This window comes from Paenibacillus lacisediminis (genome assembly GCF_046567315.2).
Genome location: NZ_JBKIAX020000011.1, coordinates 32,076 through 52,569 on the forward strand (window position 1 = coordinate 32,076; position 20,494 = coordinate 52,569).

Annotated in this window: 13 protein-coding genes; 4 read left to right on the forward strand and 9 right to left on the reverse strand. The window is 54.0% G+C overall.

What is annotated here, in order from left to right:
• Nucleotides 1-162 precede the first annotated feature (162 nt).
• On the forward strand, nucleotides 163-318 hold the full coding sequence (locus ACLD72_RS20640; RefSeq protein WP_410999462.1) for a hypothetical protein: 156 nt from the start codon (nucleotides 163-165) through the stop codon (nucleotides 316-318).
• A gap of 285 nt (nucleotides 319-603) precedes the next feature.
• Here the strand turns inward: ACLD72_RS20640 and ACLD72_RS20645 are convergent, their stop codons facing one another.
• Nucleotides 604-1,764, reverse strand: coding sequence for an HD-GYP domain-containing protein (locus tag ACLD72_RS20645; RefSeq protein WP_410999460.1), 1,161 nt, complete (start codon nucleotides 1,762-1,764; stop codon nucleotides 604-606).
• 217 nt (nucleotides 1,765-1,981) lie between these two features.
• On the opposite strand from ACLD72_RS20645, the gene ACLD72_RS20650 reads away from it, so the two are divergent.
• Both ACLD72_RS20650 and ACLD72_RS20655 read left to right on the forward strand, forming a co-directional pair.
• Nucleotides 1,982-2,962 (forward strand): LuxR C-terminal-related transcriptional regulator, encoded by a 981-nt coding sequence (locus tag ACLD72_RS20650; RefSeq protein ID WP_410999458.1) that lies wholly within the window; start codon nucleotides 1,982-1,984, stop codon nucleotides 2,960-2,962.
• A gap of 153 nt (nucleotides 2,963-3,115) precedes the next feature.
• Nucleotides 3,116-4,873, forward strand: coding sequence for a putative bifunctional diguanylate cyclase/phosphodiesterase (locus tag ACLD72_RS20655; protein WP_410999456.1), 1,758 nt, complete (start codon nucleotides 3,116-3,118; stop codon nucleotides 4,871-4,873).
• A 126-nt stretch (nucleotides 4,874-4,999) separates the two neighbouring features.
• Here ACLD72_RS20655 and ACLD72_RS20660 read toward each other — a convergent pair whose 3' ends face one another.
• From ACLD72_RS20660 to ACLD72_RS20685, 6 genes are all read right to left on the reverse strand, one after another.
• Nucleotides 5,000-5,902: a polysaccharide deacetylase family protein gene (locus tag ACLD72_RS20660; RefSeq protein ID WP_410999454.1), complete on the reverse strand. Its 903-nt coding sequence runs from the start codon at nucleotides 5,900-5,902 to the stop codon at nucleotides 5,000-5,002.
• A gap of 514 nt (nucleotides 5,903-6,416) precedes the next feature.
• Nucleotides 6,417-7,235 (reverse strand): GNAT family N-acetyltransferase, encoded by an 819-nt coding sequence (locus tag ACLD72_RS20665; protein WP_410999452.1) that lies wholly within the window; start codon nucleotides 7,233-7,235, stop codon nucleotides 6,417-6,419.
• Nucleotides 7,232-8,230: a glycosyltransferase gene (locus tag ACLD72_RS20670; RefSeq protein ID WP_410999450.1), complete on the reverse strand. Its 999-nt coding sequence runs from the start codon at nucleotides 8,228-8,230 to the stop codon at nucleotides 7,232-7,234. The genes ACLD72_RS20665 and ACLD72_RS20670 overlap by 4 nt, the downstream gene beginning before the upstream one ends.
• Nucleotides 8,231-8,305: 75 nt before the next feature.
• Nucleotides 8,306-9,265: a phosphotransferase gene (locus ACLD72_RS20675; protein WP_458476126.1), complete on the reverse strand. Its 960-nt coding sequence runs from the start codon at nucleotides 9,263-9,265 to the stop codon at nucleotides 8,306-8,308.
• 249 nt (nucleotides 9,266-9,514) lie between these two features.
• Nucleotides 9,515-13,468, reverse strand: coding sequence for a copper amine oxidase N-terminal domain-containing protein (locus ACLD72_RS20680; protein WP_410999446.1), 3,954 nt, complete (start codon nucleotides 13,466-13,468; stop codon nucleotides 9,515-9,517).
• A 238-nt stretch (nucleotides 13,469-13,706) separates the two neighbouring features.
• Nucleotides 13,707-14,363, reverse strand: a complete 657-nt coding sequence (locus tag ACLD72_RS20685) for an MOSC domain-containing protein (RefSeq protein WP_410999517.1) — start codon at nucleotides 14,361-14,363, stop codon at nucleotides 13,707-13,709.
• Nucleotides 14,364-14,587: 224 nt separating this feature from the next.
• On the opposite strand from ACLD72_RS20685, the gene ACLD72_RS20690 reads away from it, so the two are divergent.
• Nucleotides 14,588-15,001, forward strand: a complete 414-nt coding sequence (locus ACLD72_RS20690; protein ID WP_410999444.1) for a hypothetical protein — start codon at nucleotides 14,588-14,590, stop codon at nucleotides 14,999-15,001.
• Nucleotides 15,002-15,767: 766 nt separating this feature from the next.
• On the opposite strand, the gene ACLD72_RS20695 is transcribed toward ACLD72_RS20690, so the two are convergent.
• Together ACLD72_RS20695 and ACLD72_RS20700 are read right to left on the reverse strand one after the other, a co-directional pair.
• Nucleotides 15,768-17,726 (reverse strand): LTA synthase family protein, encoded by a 1,959-nt coding sequence (locus tag ACLD72_RS20695; protein WP_410999442.1) that lies wholly within the window; start codon nucleotides 17,724-17,726, stop codon nucleotides 15,768-15,770.
• 111 nt (nucleotides 17,727-17,837) lie between these two features.
• Nucleotides 17,838-20,381 carry a beta-mannosidase gene (locus ACLD72_RS20700; RefSeq protein ID WP_410999440.1) on the reverse strand — a complete coding sequence of 848 codons (2,544 nt, stop codon included), beginning with the start codon at nucleotides 20,379-20,381 and terminating at the stop codon, nucleotides 17,838-17,840.
• Nucleotides 20,382-20,494 lie beyond the last annotated feature (113 nt).

A 20,494-nucleotide genomic window follows, 5' to 3' on the forward strand; every position in this document is an offset into this window, starting at 1 on the left:
TCCGGTGCCGGTCAAAACAAAATCTTTGGAACCTCACACTCCGGGGAATTGTTCCCAGCGGATAGTGTATTTACAACCGGCCGGCAAATATGCATAATGATATCAGGACTTATGATAATGATTATCATTATTAGATAATGGAATGAGGAGATGAAGGCCGCGATGAGATTATCCGTTCGGAGAAAAACGGCGCTGTGCACCGACGATTACCTCGATTTGCTGAATCTTGCCATTCAACTCGGCGACAAGCAATGGCAAAAGGAAATCATCAGGAAGCTGGAAATGATGCAGGCAGAGACCTGCAACGTTGCGATATAAGGAGTGGTCGACCGCCGTCATGCGGCGCAACACCGCGCTGAGGGGAAGCCCACGAAATGCAAAAGTGCAGGCAGTTTTCGTCGAAATTCCTCGAAACAGGTGGTTCAGAAGTAAAAGCGAAAATAAAATGCATTTTTGCAGTTGATCCCATCGGGCCGCCCTTCTTCTTAGTAAAAACGGACAACTGCTGGAGCTAATCCACAAAGGTAGGTATAAGGAGAAATTGGCCCATCAAAGCAAGAAGCCCCTTGATCAAAGGGACTTCTTGCTTTGATGATCCTCTGCTTACAACTTGATGCTCTCATCCGTGCTCCCTTCCACCAGGCTAGAAATCACCAAATCAGTTTTACGCATTAAATCCACTTCGTAGGGGGCGGTTACGAGGCTCCCGTCGGCTTCGCGGACAATTTTGACGACGGGCCGGTGCACCAGGCTCGTTTCCAGGGAGGTTACAACCCCCAACTGGCCACTGCTCAGCCTGACTACACTGGAGAGCGGATAAATGCTGATATGTCTTAAGTAGGTTTGAATCAGATCGAGGCTGAAATACCGGTCTCCCGCGGCCAGCAAGTATTCGATTGCTTCTCCGGGCGTATAGGCCAGCCGGTAATTTCTGCGGGAGATCAACGCATGGTACGTATCAGCGATGGCCACGATTTCCGCGTATTCATCGATCTCCCCGTGTTTCAGCCGCGAAGGATACCCCGTGCCGTTATACCGCTCGTGATGCTGCAGCGCGCATAAAGCCGAACGCGGGGAGACCCCTTCCATCCTGCTGATGATGCGGTGGCCTGCCTCCGGATGCAGCCTGACCGCCGACCGCTCGGCGCCGGTCAAGCCACCGGTGCTGCTGAAGGTATGTGCCGGCAGCTCCGTCATCCCGATATCGAACAGCAGAGATCCGACGCACAACTCAAGCATCTCGGCGCCGGCATACCCGTTGGCCAGACCGAGAATAGCCGCATACGCTGTAACGTGAAAGGAATGCTCCAGCAAATACGGGTCGGCTTTCTGCAGCCGGATCAAACCGTCAACCACCCCGTCATGGCTCATAATCTCATATAAAGTGTTGCGGAACATCCGGCGAAACTGCTCCTCCAGTTCCGGGGTCGACGGCCGGCCGAACCCCAGCTCCGAGTCGGCCAGCCGGTTCAAGGCCTGCCTCATTTCCTGGCGCGTTTCCCACTTTTCACTGATTCCTTGAACAGGCTCAGGAGCATGCAAACCTTCAGCGGCAGGCGCAAATTGGAGCTCGGTTTTGGGCCGGTTATCCTGCGCTGCTTTATTTTCGATGAACGCGTCTTTGATTCCCAGTTTTTTCAAGCGGTTGATATGGGCTTCGGTCAGCGCCGTTCCCGCCCCCAACATGACGATTCCGCGCTGATTCAAAATCGGCTCGGCCAAAACATCCCCCGGCACAAGCATCGTGATATGAACCTGTTTCATGGCAACACCTCTAAATGTAGTCCAGACCACAGAAATTTCCGATTCGACAAATTAAAATTTATCATGGTTATAACCGTCGAGAAATTACCCCAAAGTATACTTTCAAGATCCGATTTTTCGACACGACTATACAAAAAGTCACTATTCCTTTACATAATTCAACGATATCCTTAAAGATAAAATAGGAAATATCTACGAAATTTGAGGGTGAATAGCCATGAGTATGCAAATGCATGAGAGAGCGGACGCAGCGCTGGGCTCCCGTTTGCTCGGAAGAGAATGGGAGTTGGAGACCTTTTCCGTTTATTTGAGCCACTATTTGAAGATGGAACGGATCATAAACATCTATGGGGCCGCTGGAGTCGGAAAAAGCGCCTTGTCGGAGGAATTTCAAAAACAGGCCATTCGTCAAGGCGCTGCTACCGTTGCCCTGGATGCCGCCCGTTTTAAGGCCAAGCCCGAGGATTTCTGCCGGCAAATACTTAAACAGCTCGGGCTTCTGGGTACGCTTCCTTCCACTTCCGATCCCGGTTTTGTCGTCAGAGCCGCCATCGAAGCCATCCAGCGGAGGGCGGAATCGGGCCCGGCCCTTCTCTTTCTCGACTCGTACGAACTGCTGGATGATCTGGACGACTGGTTTCGCGATTTCTTTTTTCCGCAGATTAAAGCCGGCTGCCTCACCGTCATTTCCGGAAGAAATCCGCTATCCGAGCATTGGCTGAACTCCATGGTCTGGAAACGCAGCATTTACCGGATGCCCTTGGCGAACTTGGACTACTGCAGCGTCGTCACGTATTTGCGCGGGCGCGGTATCACCGACCAGGAACTGATTTTTCGCGTCTGGAAACAGACCGACGGACATCCGTTGGCGCTGGCAGCCTTATATGGCAGCCGGGAGAATGGCGGGGAACCGGGGGCCGGGCAAGAGGATTCGCCTGCCGCAGACAACTCCCTTTCCTCGGGGCTTTTCCCGGAGTACCTGCCCAAAGCGAAGCCCGAGGAGGTCATTTACGCCCGCAGCGATTTAACCCACCGCGAAAAGGAGGTGGCGGCGCTTGCCGCTGAAGGAATGACCAATCGGGATATCGCCTCCAGGTTATTTTTAAGCGAGGTAACGATCAAAAAACATATGCGCTCGATTTTCCAAAAAGTCGGGGCCAGCAACAGGACGCAGCTGCTAAAGCTGCTTATGGACTGAACTTCCGTAACTGAAGAATTCCATTGCTTTCCTCCTTATGACGCATGTATGATGAGTATATAAAGTTTTGTTACGGATGTTCTCCCGTATGCCGGACATCGTCAGAGTTCTTGTTAACACCATTTGCGGTTCATTTCGAGGAGGCTTTTAAAAGTGGACGACCAGCTAGCCTATCAATCCAACTTTGAGTCAATCATCGACGCCTCGACGCTGCTGCACGCCATCGATTTGATGGGTGTGGGGCTTGCGATTACCGACCCTCGTTTGCAGGACAACCCCCTCGTATATGTAAATCGGGGATTTGAGGAAATCACCGGCTATTCCCGCGAGGAAGTTTTGCTGCGGAATCCCCGGTTTCTTCAGGGTGCAGAAACGAACAAAGAACAGTTGGAGGTTATACGTCAAGCTATCCTAAGCGGCCGGCCGTCGACCGTCACGATCAAAAATTACAAGAAAGACGGCAGCACCTTTTGGAATCAATTTACCATTAGCCCCATTTTAGATCCGGATGGGGAACCCCTCTATTTTATCGGGCTTCAACTCGACGTCACCCGGGAAATGGAAGAACGTAAGGCCTCTACGGAGCAGATCCGCCAACTCTCGAATTTAGATCCAATCACCCGTTTGTTGAACATGAGCCGCTTCCGGGAATTGATGCACGCTGAGCTCCTCAAGGCGGAATCCGAGAAAAAAACCGCAGCCGTGTTTCACGTCAACCTGAACCGGTTTCGGTATATCAATGAAAGCTACGGAGAAAGCACGGGAAACGAACTGCTCAGGCAGGTCGCCGATCGGCTGCGGAGCTCCTTCGCCGAAGAAACGCTAATGTGCCGCAGCTTTGCCGACGAATTTATCGTGCTCGTTTCCGACATATCCGATCCTTTGTTTATACATACTTTAGCGCTCGGTCTGAGCGATGCGCTGCATGAGCCTTACGTTTTGGCCGGGGAAGAAATTCAAATCGGTTTCGGCATGGGCATCAGCCTTTTCCCGGACGACGGTCCCGATGTCACCCAATTGTTGAAGCATGCCGAGCTTGCTCTAAAGGAAGCTAAGGAGGAAGCGCTTAACGGACCGCACTATTTTGACTACTACTTAATGGACAAGCTGCTGGAACGGGTTTCTTTAGAGCAAAAAATGGCCCGGGCGCTCGCGGAAGGGCAATTTGAGCTGCATTTTCAGCCCAAGGTGGACTCCGCCACCGTGAACCTTACCGGTTACGAAGCGTTGCTTCGTTGGAAAGACCCGATCCAGGGAAATATTCCGCCGAATACGTTTATTCCGATCGCCGAGGATACCGGGTTTATCGTCGAATTGGGAGAATGGGTGCTGCGCGAGGCCTGCCGGGCCAACAAACAATGGCAGGACAACGGCTTTCCGAAGCTGCCGATCTCCGTAAATGTATCCGCTGTCCAATTCAGGCATCCCCAGTTTTTGCGCACCGTCGAAAATGTGCTGAAGGAAACGGGGCTGGAGCCGCAGTATCTGGAGCTGGAGGTCACGGAGTCGCTGCTGAACAATCCGGTGATCATTAAAGAAACGCTGGTCGCCCTGCAGGAACGGGGAATTTCCCTCTCCGTCGACGATTTCGGCACAGGTTATTCATCCATCAACTATTTGAAATCCCTGCCGCTGCAGGTGCTGAAAATCGACCGGGCGTTCATCCAGGAGACCCCTTGCTCCGAGCGGGACAGCCTGCTGCTGCTCTCGATCATTCAATTGGGGAAGTCGCTGGGCATGACGGTTTTGGCCGAAGGGGTGGAAACGAAGGAACAGTTCGATTTTTTGCAAAAGCATGGCTGCGACCAAATTCAGGGGTTTTATTACAGCCGCCCTCTAAACGTTTCCGATATGGAAAAATTGTTGAAGGAGCGAAAAATAAAGCCGCTGGATCATATGGATTCGGCTTAAATTAAAGTGATAACGGCAAGGCGGGCGAAATGAAGTTCCTCTCGGCCTTGCCGTTTTTTATATGTCGGCGGGATTCACGGCCAGATTGCTCGAGCTATAGGCCACCTTCCGCAGCGTTCATGCGCATTACCGATGTTGCTGCAGCTTCCGCAAATCCCGCCACCGGATCATGACGATGCCTTCCGAACTGATAGTTTCCCGTACCTCAGGATCGCGAAACAAGTCAAAATCCCACTGCCGCTTCTCCCATTCCCCGTGAATAGCCTTCAATTCCTCCGACGCCAAAGCGGGATGAATAATGATCTCGGAGACGCCGGGCCGCAGGGACCGCAGCACGCGGACCATGTCCCGTTTATAGCTTTCGTACGTTTCCCCCGGCTGCTTGCCGAAGGGAAGGCCGATCAAATGGTCCAGAATCACAACGCCCATCCGGTCGGCGAGTTCGGTGGCTTGCCGGGCCATCGCGGCGGCTTCCGCCGGCATCTTGCCGATATCGGGCAGCGCACGCGGCATGCGGAACGGCAGTCCATAGCGGGCGCAAACCTCAAACACGGCGTCAAGGAAATGATGCCCGGTCGCAAGCCCATACAAACTGCCCATATGATTGTCGAGATGGGTTGGCGCAAGCCCCAGCGCCAGCGCCGTTTCAACCTGGTTGACCATTTCCAGGCGAACATGATGGCGCGCGGCCTGCCGTTCAAACGTAGCGGTATCGGCGGGAAAATACCCCTCCTCCGTCACCAGCGTGCTGACATCGCCGTTTCTTGTGACCGGTCCCCATTTATAGCCGCTCCATTCGCTCGTAAACGTCAAATGCACGCCGACATCGTAGTCGGGATGCACCGCGCTCCAGGCGGCCGCCTCCTTGGCCCAGCCGCAAGGAATCATCACGGTAGCCGAGGATACAGCCCCTTCCTCGAGCAATTGCATGATAGCCACGTTTTCGGCATGGCACATGCCAAAGTCATCCGCGTTAACGATGAGCAGCTTCGCTCCCGGTTCATATCCCAACTGCTCGGCCAATGTCATCGCAAAGCCTCCGTTTCGTTAATGGATTTGGTTGAAGCGCTTACATTATGAGTAGGAATCGCGGGTTTCTGATCCAAGGATATCCAAAGACCAAGCCTGCTCTTCCTGAAAATGTATTCGTCCGCCCACCCGAACATTCCTGCTTGCAGCTACCCGACATATTCGCCGATCATTAGAATTGTGGCGCTTGCCGCGCCGTATGCATACGCCAGGTCTCCCGAAACCCGGTCAATCCTTCATCCCACCACTCATATTGGAAAGAATCCAATAGATTGACAGAAGTTGCACGCTTTTTCGAGCTCTAATTGGAGAAAATCCAATAGATTTCGCTCAAATCGCCCATTTTACTCCCTTCCGAGCCTCATCTATTGGAAATTATCCAATCTAGTCGCTGAATCCACCAAATATTTTCCAGTTCTATTGGATATTTCCAATGGGCAGGTGTCTTAGGCCGATCTTGGGCTGATCCAACCCAGTCCAGTACTTACGAGCCAGTCCCCAGTCTCCCTCCCCGCTATTTGCCAATCCGATAATGATATCCCGACACGGCGGAAAAACCCAGTTTCCCGTAGAGCTCCAGCGCCGGGGCGTTCTTCTCAAGTACTTGCAGATACATCCCTTCCGCCCCCGCTTCGGCCGACCAGACTGCGAGGGCGAGCAGCATCCGGGCGGCCGCACTCTTGCGGCGGTGGCGCGAATCGACGACAACGTTGCTGATTCCGGCCCAGCCGGCCTCGACTACCGCCGTGGCCACCCCTATCGGCTCCCCTTGATCCACGATCGTAACAAACACTTTAGGGGAAGGCATAGCGGCAAAGATCGACCTGTAGCCTTCACGCCGTGATTCGGGGAACCCTTCCATCCGTAAAAAATCGTCCAACCACGGCTCGCTCACCTCCGGCGCAAGGATGACCCCGTTTCCAGGGAAACGGAATTCCTCTGTCCCTTCCGCCGCGGCCATAGCGGGGCAAACAAGCCCCAAGTCTGCGGCGCGGTTTATGATTTCCCGGCAGGAAGCCGCCAGCATCAGGCAATGCATCGCCTCTTCATAGTCCGAAGCCGCGAGTAGACTATCCAGCTCCGGAGGCGAAGAATCGCTTACATGAAAGCAAGGCGGTAGCCCCCGGTCCCGATAGAAACGCTCCGCCTCCTCCAGCCAATCCCCTTCCGGGAACGGGCCTGCGGCAAGCACGCTGTTGGCCCGCCTCGTTACGCCGCCATTGGCTCGAAGCTGCCAGGAGCCTAGACGCCGCAGCTCTCGCGGCGGCCAGCCGCTCGCAGCCAACTCCTCAAGCCGGTGACCCAGGGCGCTATGTGCCATCCGTCCGCTCATTTCAACCACCCCGCAAAAAAGTCCCGGTAGCCCTGCTTCATCACCGTGGCCGAAAATTTCGCAAAGGCGTACTCGCGGTTGTCGGCGGAAAATCTCTGCGGCGCGGCCGCCGCCATATTGACCAGCTCGAACCAGTTTCGCTCGTTGCCCGCAAAGGCGTGGCGGGAGCTGATATGGTCGTAACAGGGATGCTCGGGTTTGACGACGATTTTCCCCATCGCCAGCGCTTCCGTCAGCGGCATGGCAAAGGTATCGAATTTCGAGCAGCTCCAATACACCTTGGCTGAATTCATCAAGGCGAAAATCTCATCCTGCGCCAGGGCGAACCGTAGGGTTACGTTGCCCGGAATGTCGTATTTTTTCATGCTCTCCCGGTAACGCTCACCGCCGAAAACCATGACAACATCCTTGTCCGGATTTTGCCGCGCGTACTCCAGCACCAGGTCGGGGCGCCGGTTTTCCTCATCCCGCCCGATCCAAAGCACCCGGTTGTCCACGATGGCCGCCGGATCAAAATGCTTCCGCGCCAGCGTCTCGTCAAAGCCGATCGGGATCACGTCAACGTCCGTCACCCCGAACACGTCACGAAGCTGCCGCCGCAAAAACTCCGTCTGCACGACCGCCTTGTCCACGATCCCGTAAAACGGCTTCATCATTTCATAGCCGGTCAGCGCCGGATCGGGAAAGCTGTGCGGGAACAGCACGCTGTTTTTGATGAACATTTTGAGAAACGTAAACCCGGAGACCGTATAGATCACGTGCTCGATCCCCTCTGCGTAAATTTGGTCCAGCACGATGTCGTAGTTGACCAAATCCCCTTTTTCATGCTCGTAACCCGGAATCCAGTCATGTCCGCTGACATGGCGCTCCGGAGAAATAAACACGATCTCGACGCCAAGCTCCGCCGCGATGCTGCGCAGCCGTTCCGCAAACACGCGAGGCCCCTGCGCTTCTGTAAACTGGATTTTCCGCATGACCAAACCGACTTTTTTCATATAATCCCGCCTTATTTTCTGTGTCAATTACCTTGTGTTGTGATGCTTGCAAACTTCCATCTATCCAAGCTTGCGCTAACTGCCCATAAGAACCATGCAGCCGGCCAAATTGGCCGCCGTTTCTCCCCGCTGCGCCAGCAGCCGTTCCCGGGGCCAAACGCATTCCGCCCGCTTAAGATCGCTTTGAATCAGCAGCAGCATCCAAAGGGCGAAAAGCGCGGCAAAACTCCCGTATTCGCGGACGAACGCCCTCCGCTCCCACTCGGCCCCGTACACCCGGGCTTGTCCCAGATACTCGCCAAGAATCCGCTCCCGGTCGGAAGCGGTCATACGTTTGGCAAACATCGGGTGCGACATATCGATCAGGTGAAAGAGATCCCAAAACAGAGAGCTCAGGTGGGCGTGTTCCCAATCCAAAATATACAGCCGCCCCTCGTCCGTGACGGCGTAATTCCCTTGGTGGAGATCGCCGTGCGACAACACCCTCGGCCCGCTAAACCGCTCTCCCGCGCTGGCCGCGCGGGCCTCGGCGAATATTCCCGCCGGCTGGCCAAGCCCAAGCTCGCTTAAAACCGCGGCGGCCTCGTTTTGCCGGTCCAAAAGCTCGGCGGCGATGGTCTCGATGACGGGCTTGGGCCCCTGCATGGACAAACCGCTCCATTCGGCCGCCGGAAGGCTATGCCACCACGCCATCCGCTCTGCAACCTTCAAAGCATTCTCCAATCGATACGCGTGTCCCAGGGCGCCGAGATCCTCAAAAATCGCCCAGCCGGCCGCTCCCTTGCCCTCCCCGGAGGTCGCCAGCATCTGCGGATAAATCGGCGGGAAAAAGGGCAGCACATGTCTATACACCCAAATTTCACGATCGATCGACTCGCCGTTCGTTAACGGCTTAAAAATGCAGCTTTGCCCCTTCGCCGGATAAAAGCGCTCCACAAACCTGCCGTTCATCCCCCGGTAAAGCGGCTCTCTTCTCCATATTTTGCTGTCGTCGAGCGTTCCTTCCGCCCGAACATATTCGTACAAATTCCCCATCATGCGGCTCCCGTTTCTTTCCCCTGCGTGTCCTTAAAATACATATCGCAAACTATCGCCGAACGCGGTCTGTCTTCTTTGAAGGTATAGCGATAGATGTTTTTCTTACTAGGGTACATAAAATTTGAAAAGAATGTCAAACGTTTGCCGCAAATTCCATAAGTTTAATCCAACGCACGAAGAGCGGCCCAAAATATTGGGCCGCTCTTCGGTCTTGTTTATTATCCTGCCTGGTACGGCATCACTTCATCACTTCGCTTGCGGGGTCGGCTTCGCCGTTCTCGCAGGCTGGGCTGCCTGGACCTTCGGATAGGCAAAAGATGCGGATAAATTATATTGCTTCGCATTTGTCATATCGGGTACCGACAAAATATAGATGCTGTAGGCCGACTGACTGTTAATCGCTTGATCTACGAAATCCTGAGTAAGCTTAATGTTGGTAAACGACGCATCTTTGAGTACCTTAGTGCCTTTATCCACAGACGCCTTAGCCGACGCAAGATCGATGGAACCGCCGGATGGAACGGCGAAAATAACGTAAGAAGCGATATTTTCAGCGTCTTGCGGCGCAGTGAAGCTCACCGATATCCCGGAAGCATCGGATTGTACCGACGCCTGGCTTACTTTCGGAACCGTTACCTCCTCCGGACTCGCTGGTAACGTAAATTGATTTGACGCGGTGGACAAAGCATTTTCGTATCCGGAGCCCGCTTTCGTTACCGTGAGCACGAACAACTGATAATTCGTCCCTGCTTTGATTGGATCACCGAATGCGTCTTTGTCTTTCTGCAATGTGAGCTGGACATTGGACCCGTTCGGTTTTACCTGGGTGTAATTGTCCGTAAGCGTTACGTCGTTGGCATCCGCTACTTTAAAGTTCGCGGCTTTGGCTGCCGGCACGACCATAATTCGGTACTCCTCCACTTTGCTTTCGTCGTTCAGCTTATTGAATCCAACGGAGATATCGTTAACTGTACCCTTATTCCCGATGATGTCGAAATGCAATCCGGTCACGGCCTCTATGACTTTAACTTCAGTCTTCAAAGTAATCGCGCTGGATGGCGAAGACAAGGCGTTCGGGCCCGAGTAATTGCCGCTGCCTACCGTCAGGACGAACACATTATAGCTTACGCCTTCTTTAATCAGATCCCCGTCAACGTCACGGGCGCTTGCGCTCAGTTCTTCCGTCAGTGTATTTCCGCTTTTGATGACACGCGTATAGTTATTGTTGGAAACGTCATTCGCCTTGGACAAAGTAAAGCTGCCCGCCTTCGATGATTTGACGACCATAATCCGGTAATGATCGACGTACGACTCATCCGAGGCCCGGGTAAACGATACCTTCAGGTCACTGCCGTTCCCGTTATCTCCCATATCGCTGACCTTCAGGTCCGAAACAGCCTCAATATTGGCTTTCTTGGGTAACGTGATCTCGCCGGATGCTGCGGACAGCGCGTTTGTGCCTGAGTAATTGCCGCTGCCTGCCGTCAGGACAAATACCTTATAGCTTACGTCTTCTTTAATCAGATCCCCGTCAACGTCACGAGCATTCGAATCCAACACTTTGGTTAACGTATTTCCGCCTTTGTTGACAAGCGTATAGTTATTGCTGGAAACGTTATTCGCATTGGACAAAGTAAAGCTGCCCGCCTTCGATGATTTGACGACCATAATCCGGTAATGATCGACGTACGACTCATCCGACGCCCGGGTAAACTCGACGCGCAGGTCACTGCCGTTGCCATTATTGCCCACGTCGCTTACCGTCAGGTTCGAAACGGCCCCAATGGTAACTTGCTTCGTCAGCGTAATGTCGCTGGATGCATTCGACAGCGCGTTCGTTCCCGAGCTGCCTTTGCCTACCGACAGGACAAACACCTTGTAGCTTACGCCTTCTTTAATCAGATCCCCGTCAACGTCACGGGCGCTTGCGCCCAGCACTTCTGTTAACGTGTTTCCATTTTTGTAGACGCGCGTATAGTTATTGCTGGAAACGTTATTCGCATTGGACAAAGTAAAGCTGCCCGCCTTCGACGACTTGACAACCATAATCCGGTATTGGTCGATGTACGATTCATCCGAAGCCCGGGTAAACTCGACGCGCAGGTCACTGCCGTTGCCGTTATCCGCCACATCGCTGACCTTCAGATTCGAAACGGCCCCCACTCTGTTGCCATTCTTCAGCGTAATTTCGCTGGATGCATAGGACAACGCGTTGGAGTAACCGCTTTTGCCTACCGACAGGACAAACACCTTGTAACTTACATCCTGTTTAATCAGATCTCCGTTGACGTCACGGGCGCTTGAGCTCAGCACCTGCGACAACGTTTTTCCGTCCTTGTAGACGCGCGTATAGTTATTGCTGGAAACATCATTCGCCTTGGACAAAGTAAAGCTGCTCGCATTCGACGATTTGACGACTATAATCCGGTATTGGTCGATGTATGACTCATCCGAAGCCCGGGAGAACTCTACCCGCAGATCGCGGCCATCCCCATAATTGTCCACGTCACTGACCGTCAGATTCGAAACGATATCAACCTTACCGTTTTTGCCGCTGCCGTTTTTGCCTCCGCTGTAGCCGTTATCCAGCGTTATCGAGCTTGATGCCGAGGACAGGACGTTGGCATTTGACCCGTTTCCTACCGCCATGACGAACACTCGGTAATTTACATCATTGCGGATATAATCTCCGTCGACGTCCCTGGCTCCGGAGGACAAGCGGTAATCGTTAATGTTGTACCCTGTTTTGCTGACCTGGGTATAATTGGAGCTCGATACGTTATTCGCCTTCGACAGGGTAAAGTCGCTGTAGTTTTTGCTTTTCACGACAAAAATCCGGTAAGAGCCGATTTTGGCTTCATCGTTCACTTTTGAAAAGCTCACCTGCAAATCCCGGCCGTCCCCATAATCGTTCACGTCCTCCACTTCGGTGACTACGGGGTAATTCAAGGAGCCGCTATCCAGCCTGATTGAAGACGATGCCGCCGACAGCCTGTTGGCCTTAACGCTCGTATTGTTGCTGACCGACATCACAAATACGGTGTACGCTGCTCCGTTTTTGATATAATCCCCGGACGTGTCGCGGGAAGACGAAGTAAGATCCACGCTAAGCGTTTGGCTGCTCCCGGACTTGTATACGACCGTTGAATAAGAATTTGACACGTTGTTTGCCGTGTTCAGGTCAAATTTGTTCGCGTCCGCAGTCTTCACGACGAACACACGGTAGTTCGCAATGTCGCTTTCATTTTGCGCCCGGGTAAACTCGACGCGCAGATCGCGGCCGTCACCGTAATCGCCGATATCGGAGACTCTGACATTCGTAGGCGCCGCTGCCGACGAATCACGCTGCAGCGTAACGACCTGTGAAGTGCTCGACATGGCTATTTGGCCGCTCGTTTTCCCTACAGACAATACGATAGCGACATAAGATTGGTCTTCCCGGATATAATCACCGTCCACATCCCGCGAGTTGGACGTAAGCGTGAGCACTTGATCCGAACCGTTAGGATATTGGGTCGTATAGTTTCCTGAAGTCACGTTGCGCGCCGCAGCCAGACCGAATTGAGACGAATTGGCCGATTTAACGATCAGAACACGGTAATGGTCTATATTCGATTCGTTGTAGGCTTTGGAGAAACGGACTTCCAAGTCGCGGCCGTCCCCGTTGTCCCCGATGTCACGCGCAGAAACGTTGGCTACCGGGCTCGGCACGGTAGCGTTGCCGCCTCCGACGTTACCACCGTTACCACCGTTGCCGCCACTTCCGCCGGAGCCCGACGTGGTGATTTTGACGATTTTCGTTTTGTTGGTATAACCCACTTTTTCACCCAGCGCCTCGGTGACGAAACGTACGGGAACCATCGTTGTGCCCTTTAAGTTTTGCGCCGGAACATCAAGTTTCACGGTTTTGTTGCCGATGGTCGCCGTTTTCGCTTTGATTTTGAGCTTGATCGTCTTTCCGTTCTTTTGCGCCGTTACCGTTTGCGATTTCTGGTTCCAATTGATCGATGCGCCCAGCGCTTCGAAAATAGCACGCATTGGCAGCATTACCCGGCCTTTAATGGCAATCGGCGCCTGCTTTGTCGCCAGCCGGCTGCCGTCAATATAGACGGAGATCGGTTTGGCCGCCTGAGCAGGCGGCGGTTGCAGCAGCGGAACCGCTATTATCGCAGCAAAAATTCCAGTCCAGATTTTTTTCACGAACTCATCCTCCAAACTCCTAATCATCATATGGAAAATCATTCCTCACTTTTAAGACGAACCGGAACGGAAAAAAGTTTCCGTTTTTGGGTTTTTGCCCAAAAAAATTTTGGCGGTATGGTCCGGTTTTACCGGCATAAGATGAAGCAAAAAATCCGCCCTCCCTTTTCAAACAAGGGAAAGCGGATCTTCCTCGGCGGCTAAATCGGCATATGTATTTTTCCGCTCCGTCCGTTCACTAGGCTTCTGCCCGCTGAAGCCGGGCGGTCAACGTCTCGCGCCAGCTGGCCGATAGTGCGTCCACCTCCAAAATGCGCTTCAGACCATCGGCATTTTCTTTGTCCAAAAACATGATCCGATTGGCAAAAGACAGCGTCACGCCCGCAGGATGCCTTTCGATCAATATCAGCGAATCGCCGGGAACGACCTGTCCCTCCTGTACCACCCGAAAGTAGTAGCCGGTATAACCGGTCTGCTGGACTTTCAAGGGGAGCTCGGGCATTCCATGTTTGACGCTCAATTTGAAGCATGGTTGTCTCGGCTGGCTGACCTGCACGACCGCCTCGCCCAGCCGGAACATATCTCCGATGCAAATATCGTCCTCCAGCATCCCTTCCGTCGTTAAATTTTCGCCAAAAGCGCCGAAAGCCAGCGTTTTCCCTAGCTCCCGCTCCCAATACGCGTATCTTTCGAAAGGATAAACGCAAACGGCTTTATCCGTACCGCCATGATGAACGAGATCGGCCTGACCGTCCCCCGCAAAATTCACCGCCGACAGATACAGCGGACCGGAAACCGGGGTTTTGTATATCCCTGTCGCGATTTCCTTGCCGCGATGCTCCACCTGCACCGGTCTTCCCACATTGATCGACCGGACCGTCATTTGTTCCGTCATAACCGCACCATCCTCTCCTAATTTCAAAATAAATCCGCTTTCCCCCTGCCGTTTGCCCTCTGTCCGAACAGCTCATGAAACCCATTATACCGACTACCCTTGCACCAACACCACCCTGAATCCGGAAAAGTAGCTGAAACTTCTTGAAGGGCTTATTCGTAATAATAATAGTTATGACAAATTCAAACAGCAATCCAACTACCCGATCGGAGAGGATCTCTCATATGAAACTGAAAAAAGTCGTCATCGTCGGCACCATGGCCGTTGTCATTACCATCACCCCAAGCTTGTCCGGTTACCTGTCCAGCATCGCCTTTGCGGCTCAAGCCTCCAAGGCGTCGAGTCTTAGCATCGCAACGCTGAGCCCCCAGAGTGAGTTGAACGATGTGCTTGGCGTCTCTTCGGACAAGGAGGTCTACGATGCCCTGCTTGAAGGCCGGTCGCTGGCCGATATCGCTGAAGCCCATGGCCAGGACGCGGACAGCGTCATCGACCTGCAAGTCAAGGAAATGCAGGAGCAGCTGCGGCAGCGGCTGGAGCAGGGGAGCCTGACGCAGGAAGCGTACGAACAGCAGCTCCGGGAACTCCCCGAGCTCATCTCGGGCAGCGTGCACAGCAAGTACAGGATATTGACTTAACCGTGACTTTGGCGGGGCGGCGCACCGTTTAATCCATCGTCTAAAGCCCCTCCCTGTCTAAACCCACCCGGGGAAAATAGAAGAACTTTTTGCTGCTATTTCGGCGATTGGGGGTATTCTGACGGCAATAAGGGACTTTTTTTCTCTTATTCTTCGATATCGGAGCAAAAAACCGGCAAGTGGCTTGCCCGATTTAAAAATAACGGCATAATTTTCCTCTATTCTGTTCAAAACCTCAAAACCGCAGGAAATAGCGCCCTTTTTTGTGCTTATTTTGAGGGTCAAAACTGGAATCGGGGCTAGACGAGTGTTACACAGGTGTTGCCCAGGTGTTGCCCAGGTGTTGCCCAGGTGTTGCCCAGGGGCTCGACAGTTGTTGGACAAAACGATTCGCAGTACCTGGGGCGGGCTAACGGACCGAAGTAACCTTATTTCGTCATTTCGTCAAAATTAAGCGGTTATGCACTAGCGTTGCATCAAATCCGATCTGACAAAGATACATTTTCTAGCCATACAAATTTTCTAACGGATGCCACAAACATTATTTGTTCCAAAGACGTTGATTTCACATTCTAACGGTTGCCATGGCGCTTATTTCACTGAAATCCGGCTATTTTTGCTTAGATTAAGGCAAATAACGGCGTTCACAACCGTTAGAATTTAGAAAAGGTCTTTTTTCCGAAAATAGCCGCAACTACAACCGTTAGATTTACGGTCAGCTTTTACAGGACAGCCCTGAGGCATATGCCTCAGGGCTGTTGGCACCTTACTGCCCCCGCTTGGGAAGCAGCTTCACGTATTCATCCGAGAGCTTCATCAGCTCCGTGACATAATCGTAGTCGCCGCGGTAAGGCAAGATATCGGTCACTGGCTGCAGCGTCTTCAGCGACACGGCTGTACCGTCGTCGAAGCCTTGGCCCGGTACAAACATCACCTCATCGTTGAAAAACGATCCGGTCGGCAAATAATAGCGCATGCCGATCACGTTCCGGTCGATGTTGAGCAGATCCTGGCCCAGGGTGGTAAAGCCTTCGTCGGGCAGCGAAACGCCAAGCAGATTAGCGATCGTCGGCAGGATATCGACCTGGCCCCCGGTACGCTCCACAACCTGCCCGCTCTTCGCTCCGGGAACATGGACGATCAGCGGGATGTTGAAGCGGCTAATCCTTTCGTCATAAGCGATTCCGAGCTTTTCGCGGATTTCCTCGGCGCTGACGTCATTCGGCTGCAATCCGAAATGATCCCCGTAAAACACCAGCATCGTATTCTCCCACATACCGGCCTGCTTCAAACGATCGATCAACGTCCCGATCGCATAATCGGTGTAGTTGACGGCCTGAATGTAGTTGCCCAGCATCGTCCCCTCCATACCAGCGGGAAGCTGGATATGCTGGCGGTCCTTCGGCACGACAAACGGAGAATGGCTGGACGTCGTCACAAACTGGGCGTAAAACGGCTTGGACTGCGCCTTGATTTCCGTCAGCTTCTCCACGCCAACCCGGTACATCTCCTCGTCGGAAGCCCCGAAGTCGTTAAAATGGTCGTTCGTATAGTACGGCTTGTCATAATACTTGTCAAAATGGAGCGCCGGATACAACTTGTTGCGGTCCCAAAACGTCACCTTGTTGATATGGAACGTATTCGCCACGTACCCGTGCCCCTGCAGCAAACGCGGCAGACTCGGCAGCTGGCGGTCGCCAAAGCTCGTCGACATTGCGGCCGCGGCCGTCGGGTAAATCGACGTGTTGGACATAAACTCGGCGTCCGATGTATTGCCCGGCCCGATTTGCTGGAATACGTGCGGGAAATAGAACCCTTCCTTAGCCAGCTTGTTCAGCACCGGCGTGATCTCCTGCCCGTTCAAGGTCAAGTTGATCGGGAAGTTCTGGAACGACTCCATCTGCACGACGATCAGGTTCATCCCTTGGGCCGCGCCGAAAAAGTCGGGGGTCGCTTTCTCCGTATCCGCCCGGTAAGAGTAAGTGCTCTGCAGCTGCCGGATTTTGGCGATCGTCTCCTGCAGATTTCCTGCCGCGATCATCCGTTCCTCTTCCTGGTCGCGGATGGCCGCATCCACCTGGAAATTGAGGAAGCCGACGCTTTCGGCCCGCACCAGCTCGTTATCGATCCCTTTGCCCGCACGGATGTACAACCCGGACAGCAGCAGGCTGGCGATCAGGATAAACGCAACGCCCACCTTCCAAACCAGCCCTGCTCGCGGACGATCGGTCCGGAAGTTCAACCCTATCCGCGAAGCCCGGCTGCCGAAACTTAAAGTTCCCTGCGGCAACCCTGCACGGGACGTACCGCCGCGGCGGACAAACCCGATGATTTTGACCAAGACCAGCACCGCCAGATCGGCGAAGTACAGGAACTGCTCCGGCCGGAGCAAAGTGCCGATGCTTGCTTTCACCTCGGGTACCTGGCCCAGTCCGCTAAGCACCTTATAGGTCGGCACAGTCCCGAAGTAGGCGAAATACACCGTGGCGGCAAACAGAATGAACGACAGGACAAAATTAAAGCCAAAGAATGTCCACCATTTGCCCTTGGCCGGCGTCACCAGTTCCACCAGGCAGAGGAGCGCCAGCACCGACAGCAGTTCGCCGGGCAAACCCGCCAGATGGAAGCCGCCGTAAAAAAAGTACCGCAGCAACAGCAATTTCACGCCGATCAGCACAAACGTTCCAACGATTTTGTAGCGACTGGATGTAAATATCTTTCCCATCTTTTTACCTCGATTTTATTCCGTTTTTACAAAAAACACGGTTTTTTATCTGTTTATTATAGCACGGTAAAATCGAGAATCGAACTTCCATAAATTGCGAATAAATTCAATCTACACAAAATCGGCCATGGACCGGACTCGGATTTCCCCGGGATCTCCCGGGATAAACGCCTCGTCATCTACGGCGGAGCCGCGCAAGCGGAACTCCACCGTCAGCGGCACGCCCGGCATCAAATCAAAGTAATTGTCAGAGAAAATCCCTTCCCGTTCGGCCTGAATCCAAACCTGCCGCGCCAGCACACCGCTTACAAGCGTATACTTGCCGCCGCTGCCCGGCACTTCCCGCACCTCGATTTGCGCCTGCGGCAAAACTAGGTCTTTGCCGGAAACAAAGTAAAACGGCTTGCTGTCCGCTACTTCACCGTTCAGTTCCAGGCTGGCGAGCAAGACGACCTGCCGCGGATCATGGTTTTCCAACCAAACTTCTCTAGCGAATGAGACCGCCTCCCTAGCTGAGTCCGCCGCGATGTCGACCACCTGCACCGTTTCCTTGAGCACCCCGCCTCGCACATCGTAAAGCGTCAGGCGCAGCGTACCCGATACGTTCTCCCGTTTGTCGGAAACGATGCTAACGGCAATTTTGCCGTCCTCCGGTTCGTACACCGACAGCATCACGTCCCCGAAGCTGCGGCGAACCGCATACTGCAGCGCCTTCCAGCGGCCGAAATAATCCATGCCCGCCCAGGAGGCGACCGGCCAGCAGTCGTTCATCTGCCAATACAGCGTGCCCATGCAATAAGGCTTGTTCCGGCGGTGCGCCTCGATCGCCGTGCGGATCGCCTCTGCCTGCAGCACCTGGCTCATGTACAGGAACGCCTTGAAATCCCGCGGCGCCGGCAAATAGATGTCCATATATTCCTTAATCAGCTGATTGCCCCGGCCGTTTTTTTGATGCGCCAGCATAATGTCCGATTCCAGCTCCAGCGCGATCTCCGGCGCGTATTTTAATACCGAATCCAGTTCGGGGAACGATTGAAAACCGTATTCGCTCATAAACCGGCCGATCCGGGTGTTGTAATTGGCGAACGGCTCGACCGCGTGCCACACGCCCCAGTAATGAATGTCCCCTTCGCCGGACACCTTATAGGCGTGCTGGTCCGCGTCGCCCGTCAGATCGCGCAGCGGCGAGGACGGCCAGTAAGCCACGCCGCCAGCCAGCCGTTCCACTGCCCGCGGCAAAATATCGTGGAATACGGCCTCATAATCGGCCCAAATCCGCGCGCGGACGTCGGCCGTATAGTTTTCCTTCCAGCCCCAGCCGGCATTTTCCACATAATGCGACCAGGCCGAATCGATCTCATTGTTGCCGCACCACAAGGCGATGCACGGATGATTGCGCAGGCGCTTGATATTGTGCTCCGCCTCCCGGGCGACATTCTCCAGGAACGCGGCGTCCCCCGGGTACATGCTGCAGGCGAACATGAAATCCTGCCACACCAACAGCCCGTATTCGTCGCACAGCTCGTAAAAGACGTCCTGCTCGTAAATTCCGCCGCCCCAAACGCGCAGCATGTTCATGCCGCTTTCGGCGGCCGAAGCGATCTCGTGCCGGTAGCGCTCCGCCGTCACCTCCGTAATGAAGCTGTCGTTCGGAATATGGTTTGCGCCTTTGGCGAACACGGGGACGCCGTTCAGCTCAAAGCGGAAGGAAGCTCCCGCCTCGTCTTGCTCGCGGACCAGCTTGATTTCGCGCAAGCCGGTACGCACCGCCGCTTCGGCTTCCGCCGTCCCGCTCGCACCAACAAGCTCCGCCTTAAACGTATACATCGCCGGTTCCCCCAAGCCCCGGCACCACCACAGCTTCGGCTGCGCCAGGGTCAGCGGCAGCTCCACCTCCTGTACTCCCTGCTTCAGAGCAACCTGCCGCTCCCATACCGCTTCCCCAGCGGAGACGCGAACCCGCCCTTCCCATGCGGCAGCCGCTTCTATCTCCACGATCGCCGTTAATTCGGCAGCTTCCGGGGCAACGCGGTCCTGGCGGATGAACAAATCGCGGATGACCAAACCACCCCACGCTTCAATCCGGGCTTCCCGCCAAATGCCGCTCGTCACCAACCGCGGGCCCCAATCCCAGCCGTAATGGTAAGGGGCTTTGCGGGCAAACACGCTGACTCTGCGTTCGCCCAGTCCACCGAGCTCAGATTGGTCGTTCGCGGCCGGCAGATCGTAGCCCAGCCGTTCCAGCTTGGGCAAATCTTCGGCGATCGGCGAGCGAAACCGCACCGCGATCGTGTTCAGCCCTTCGCGAAGCAGCGGTTTGATGTCCGCCCGCCAGCAGCGGAACATATTGTCAGCCGAAAAAACATGCAGACCGTTCACAAAAACGTCCGCATACGTGTCCAAACCTGCAAAGACGATTTCGATTCGCGGCAGCTTCGCCCACGCTTCATTCAGTTCAAACGAAGTTTGATATTCCCAATCCTTCTTGTCGATCCACTGCAGATCATGCTCATTCGTGCCATAAAACGGATCGGGAATGGCGCCGCAGCGCAACAGATCCGTATGCACCGTTCCCGGAACCCGCGCCGGCAGCCACTTCGTTTCATCGCTCGCCTTGAATTTCCAATCGCTGAGCACATATTGTTGGTTGTTCATAAGCCCTCCTCAAGTTGTAGGTTATGAACCCTATTATAGTTTATAATCGTTATTTTTTGTTATGTTTTTTGTTAGTATGATAATGGCCATATTTATTCCGATGTTATCATATA

Coding starts and splice junctions, on each gene's coding strand:
- ACLD72_RS20665 (WP_410999452.1), bottom strand. CDS start 7,235: ATGAGCGGACGGATGGCACATAGCGCCCTGGGTCACCGGCTTGAGGAG.
- ACLD72_RS20675 (WP_458476126.1), bottom strand. CDS start 9,265: ATGGGGAATTTGTACGAATATGTTCGGGCGGAAGGAACGCTCGACGAC.
- ACLD72_RS20645 (WP_410999460.1), bottom strand. CDS start 1,764: ATGAAACAGGTTCATATCACGATGCTTGTGCCGGGGGATGTTTTGGCC.
- ACLD72_RS20670 (WP_410999450.1), bottom strand. CDS start 8,230: ATGAAAAAAGTCGGTTTGGTCATGCGGAAAATCCAGTTTACAGAAGCG.
- ACLD72_RS20700 (WP_410999440.1), bottom strand. CDS start 20,381: ATGAACAACCAACAATATGTGCTCAGCGATTGGAAATTCAAGGCGAGC.
- ACLD72_RS20640 (WP_410999462.1), top strand. CDS start 163: ATGAGATTATCCGTTCGGAGAAAAACGGCGCTGTGCACCGACGATTAC.
- ACLD72_RS20685 (WP_410999517.1), bottom strand. CDS start 14,363: ATGACGGAACAAATGACGGTCCGGTCGATCAATGTGGGAAGACCGGTG.
- ACLD72_RS20650 (WP_410999458.1), top strand. CDS start 1,982: ATGAGTATGCAAATGCATGAGAGAGCGGACGCAGCGCTGGGCTCCCGT.
- ACLD72_RS20690 (WP_410999444.1), top strand. CDS start 14,588: ATGAAACTGAAAAAAGTCGTCATCGTCGGCACCATGGCCGTTGTCATT.
- ACLD72_RS20695 (WP_410999442.1), bottom strand. CDS start 17,726: ATGGGAAAGATATTTACATCCAGTCGCTACAAAATCGTTGGAACGTTT.
- ACLD72_RS20660 (WP_410999454.1), bottom strand. CDS start 5,902: ATGACATTGGCCGAGCAGTTGGGATATGAACCGGGAGCGAAGCTGCTC.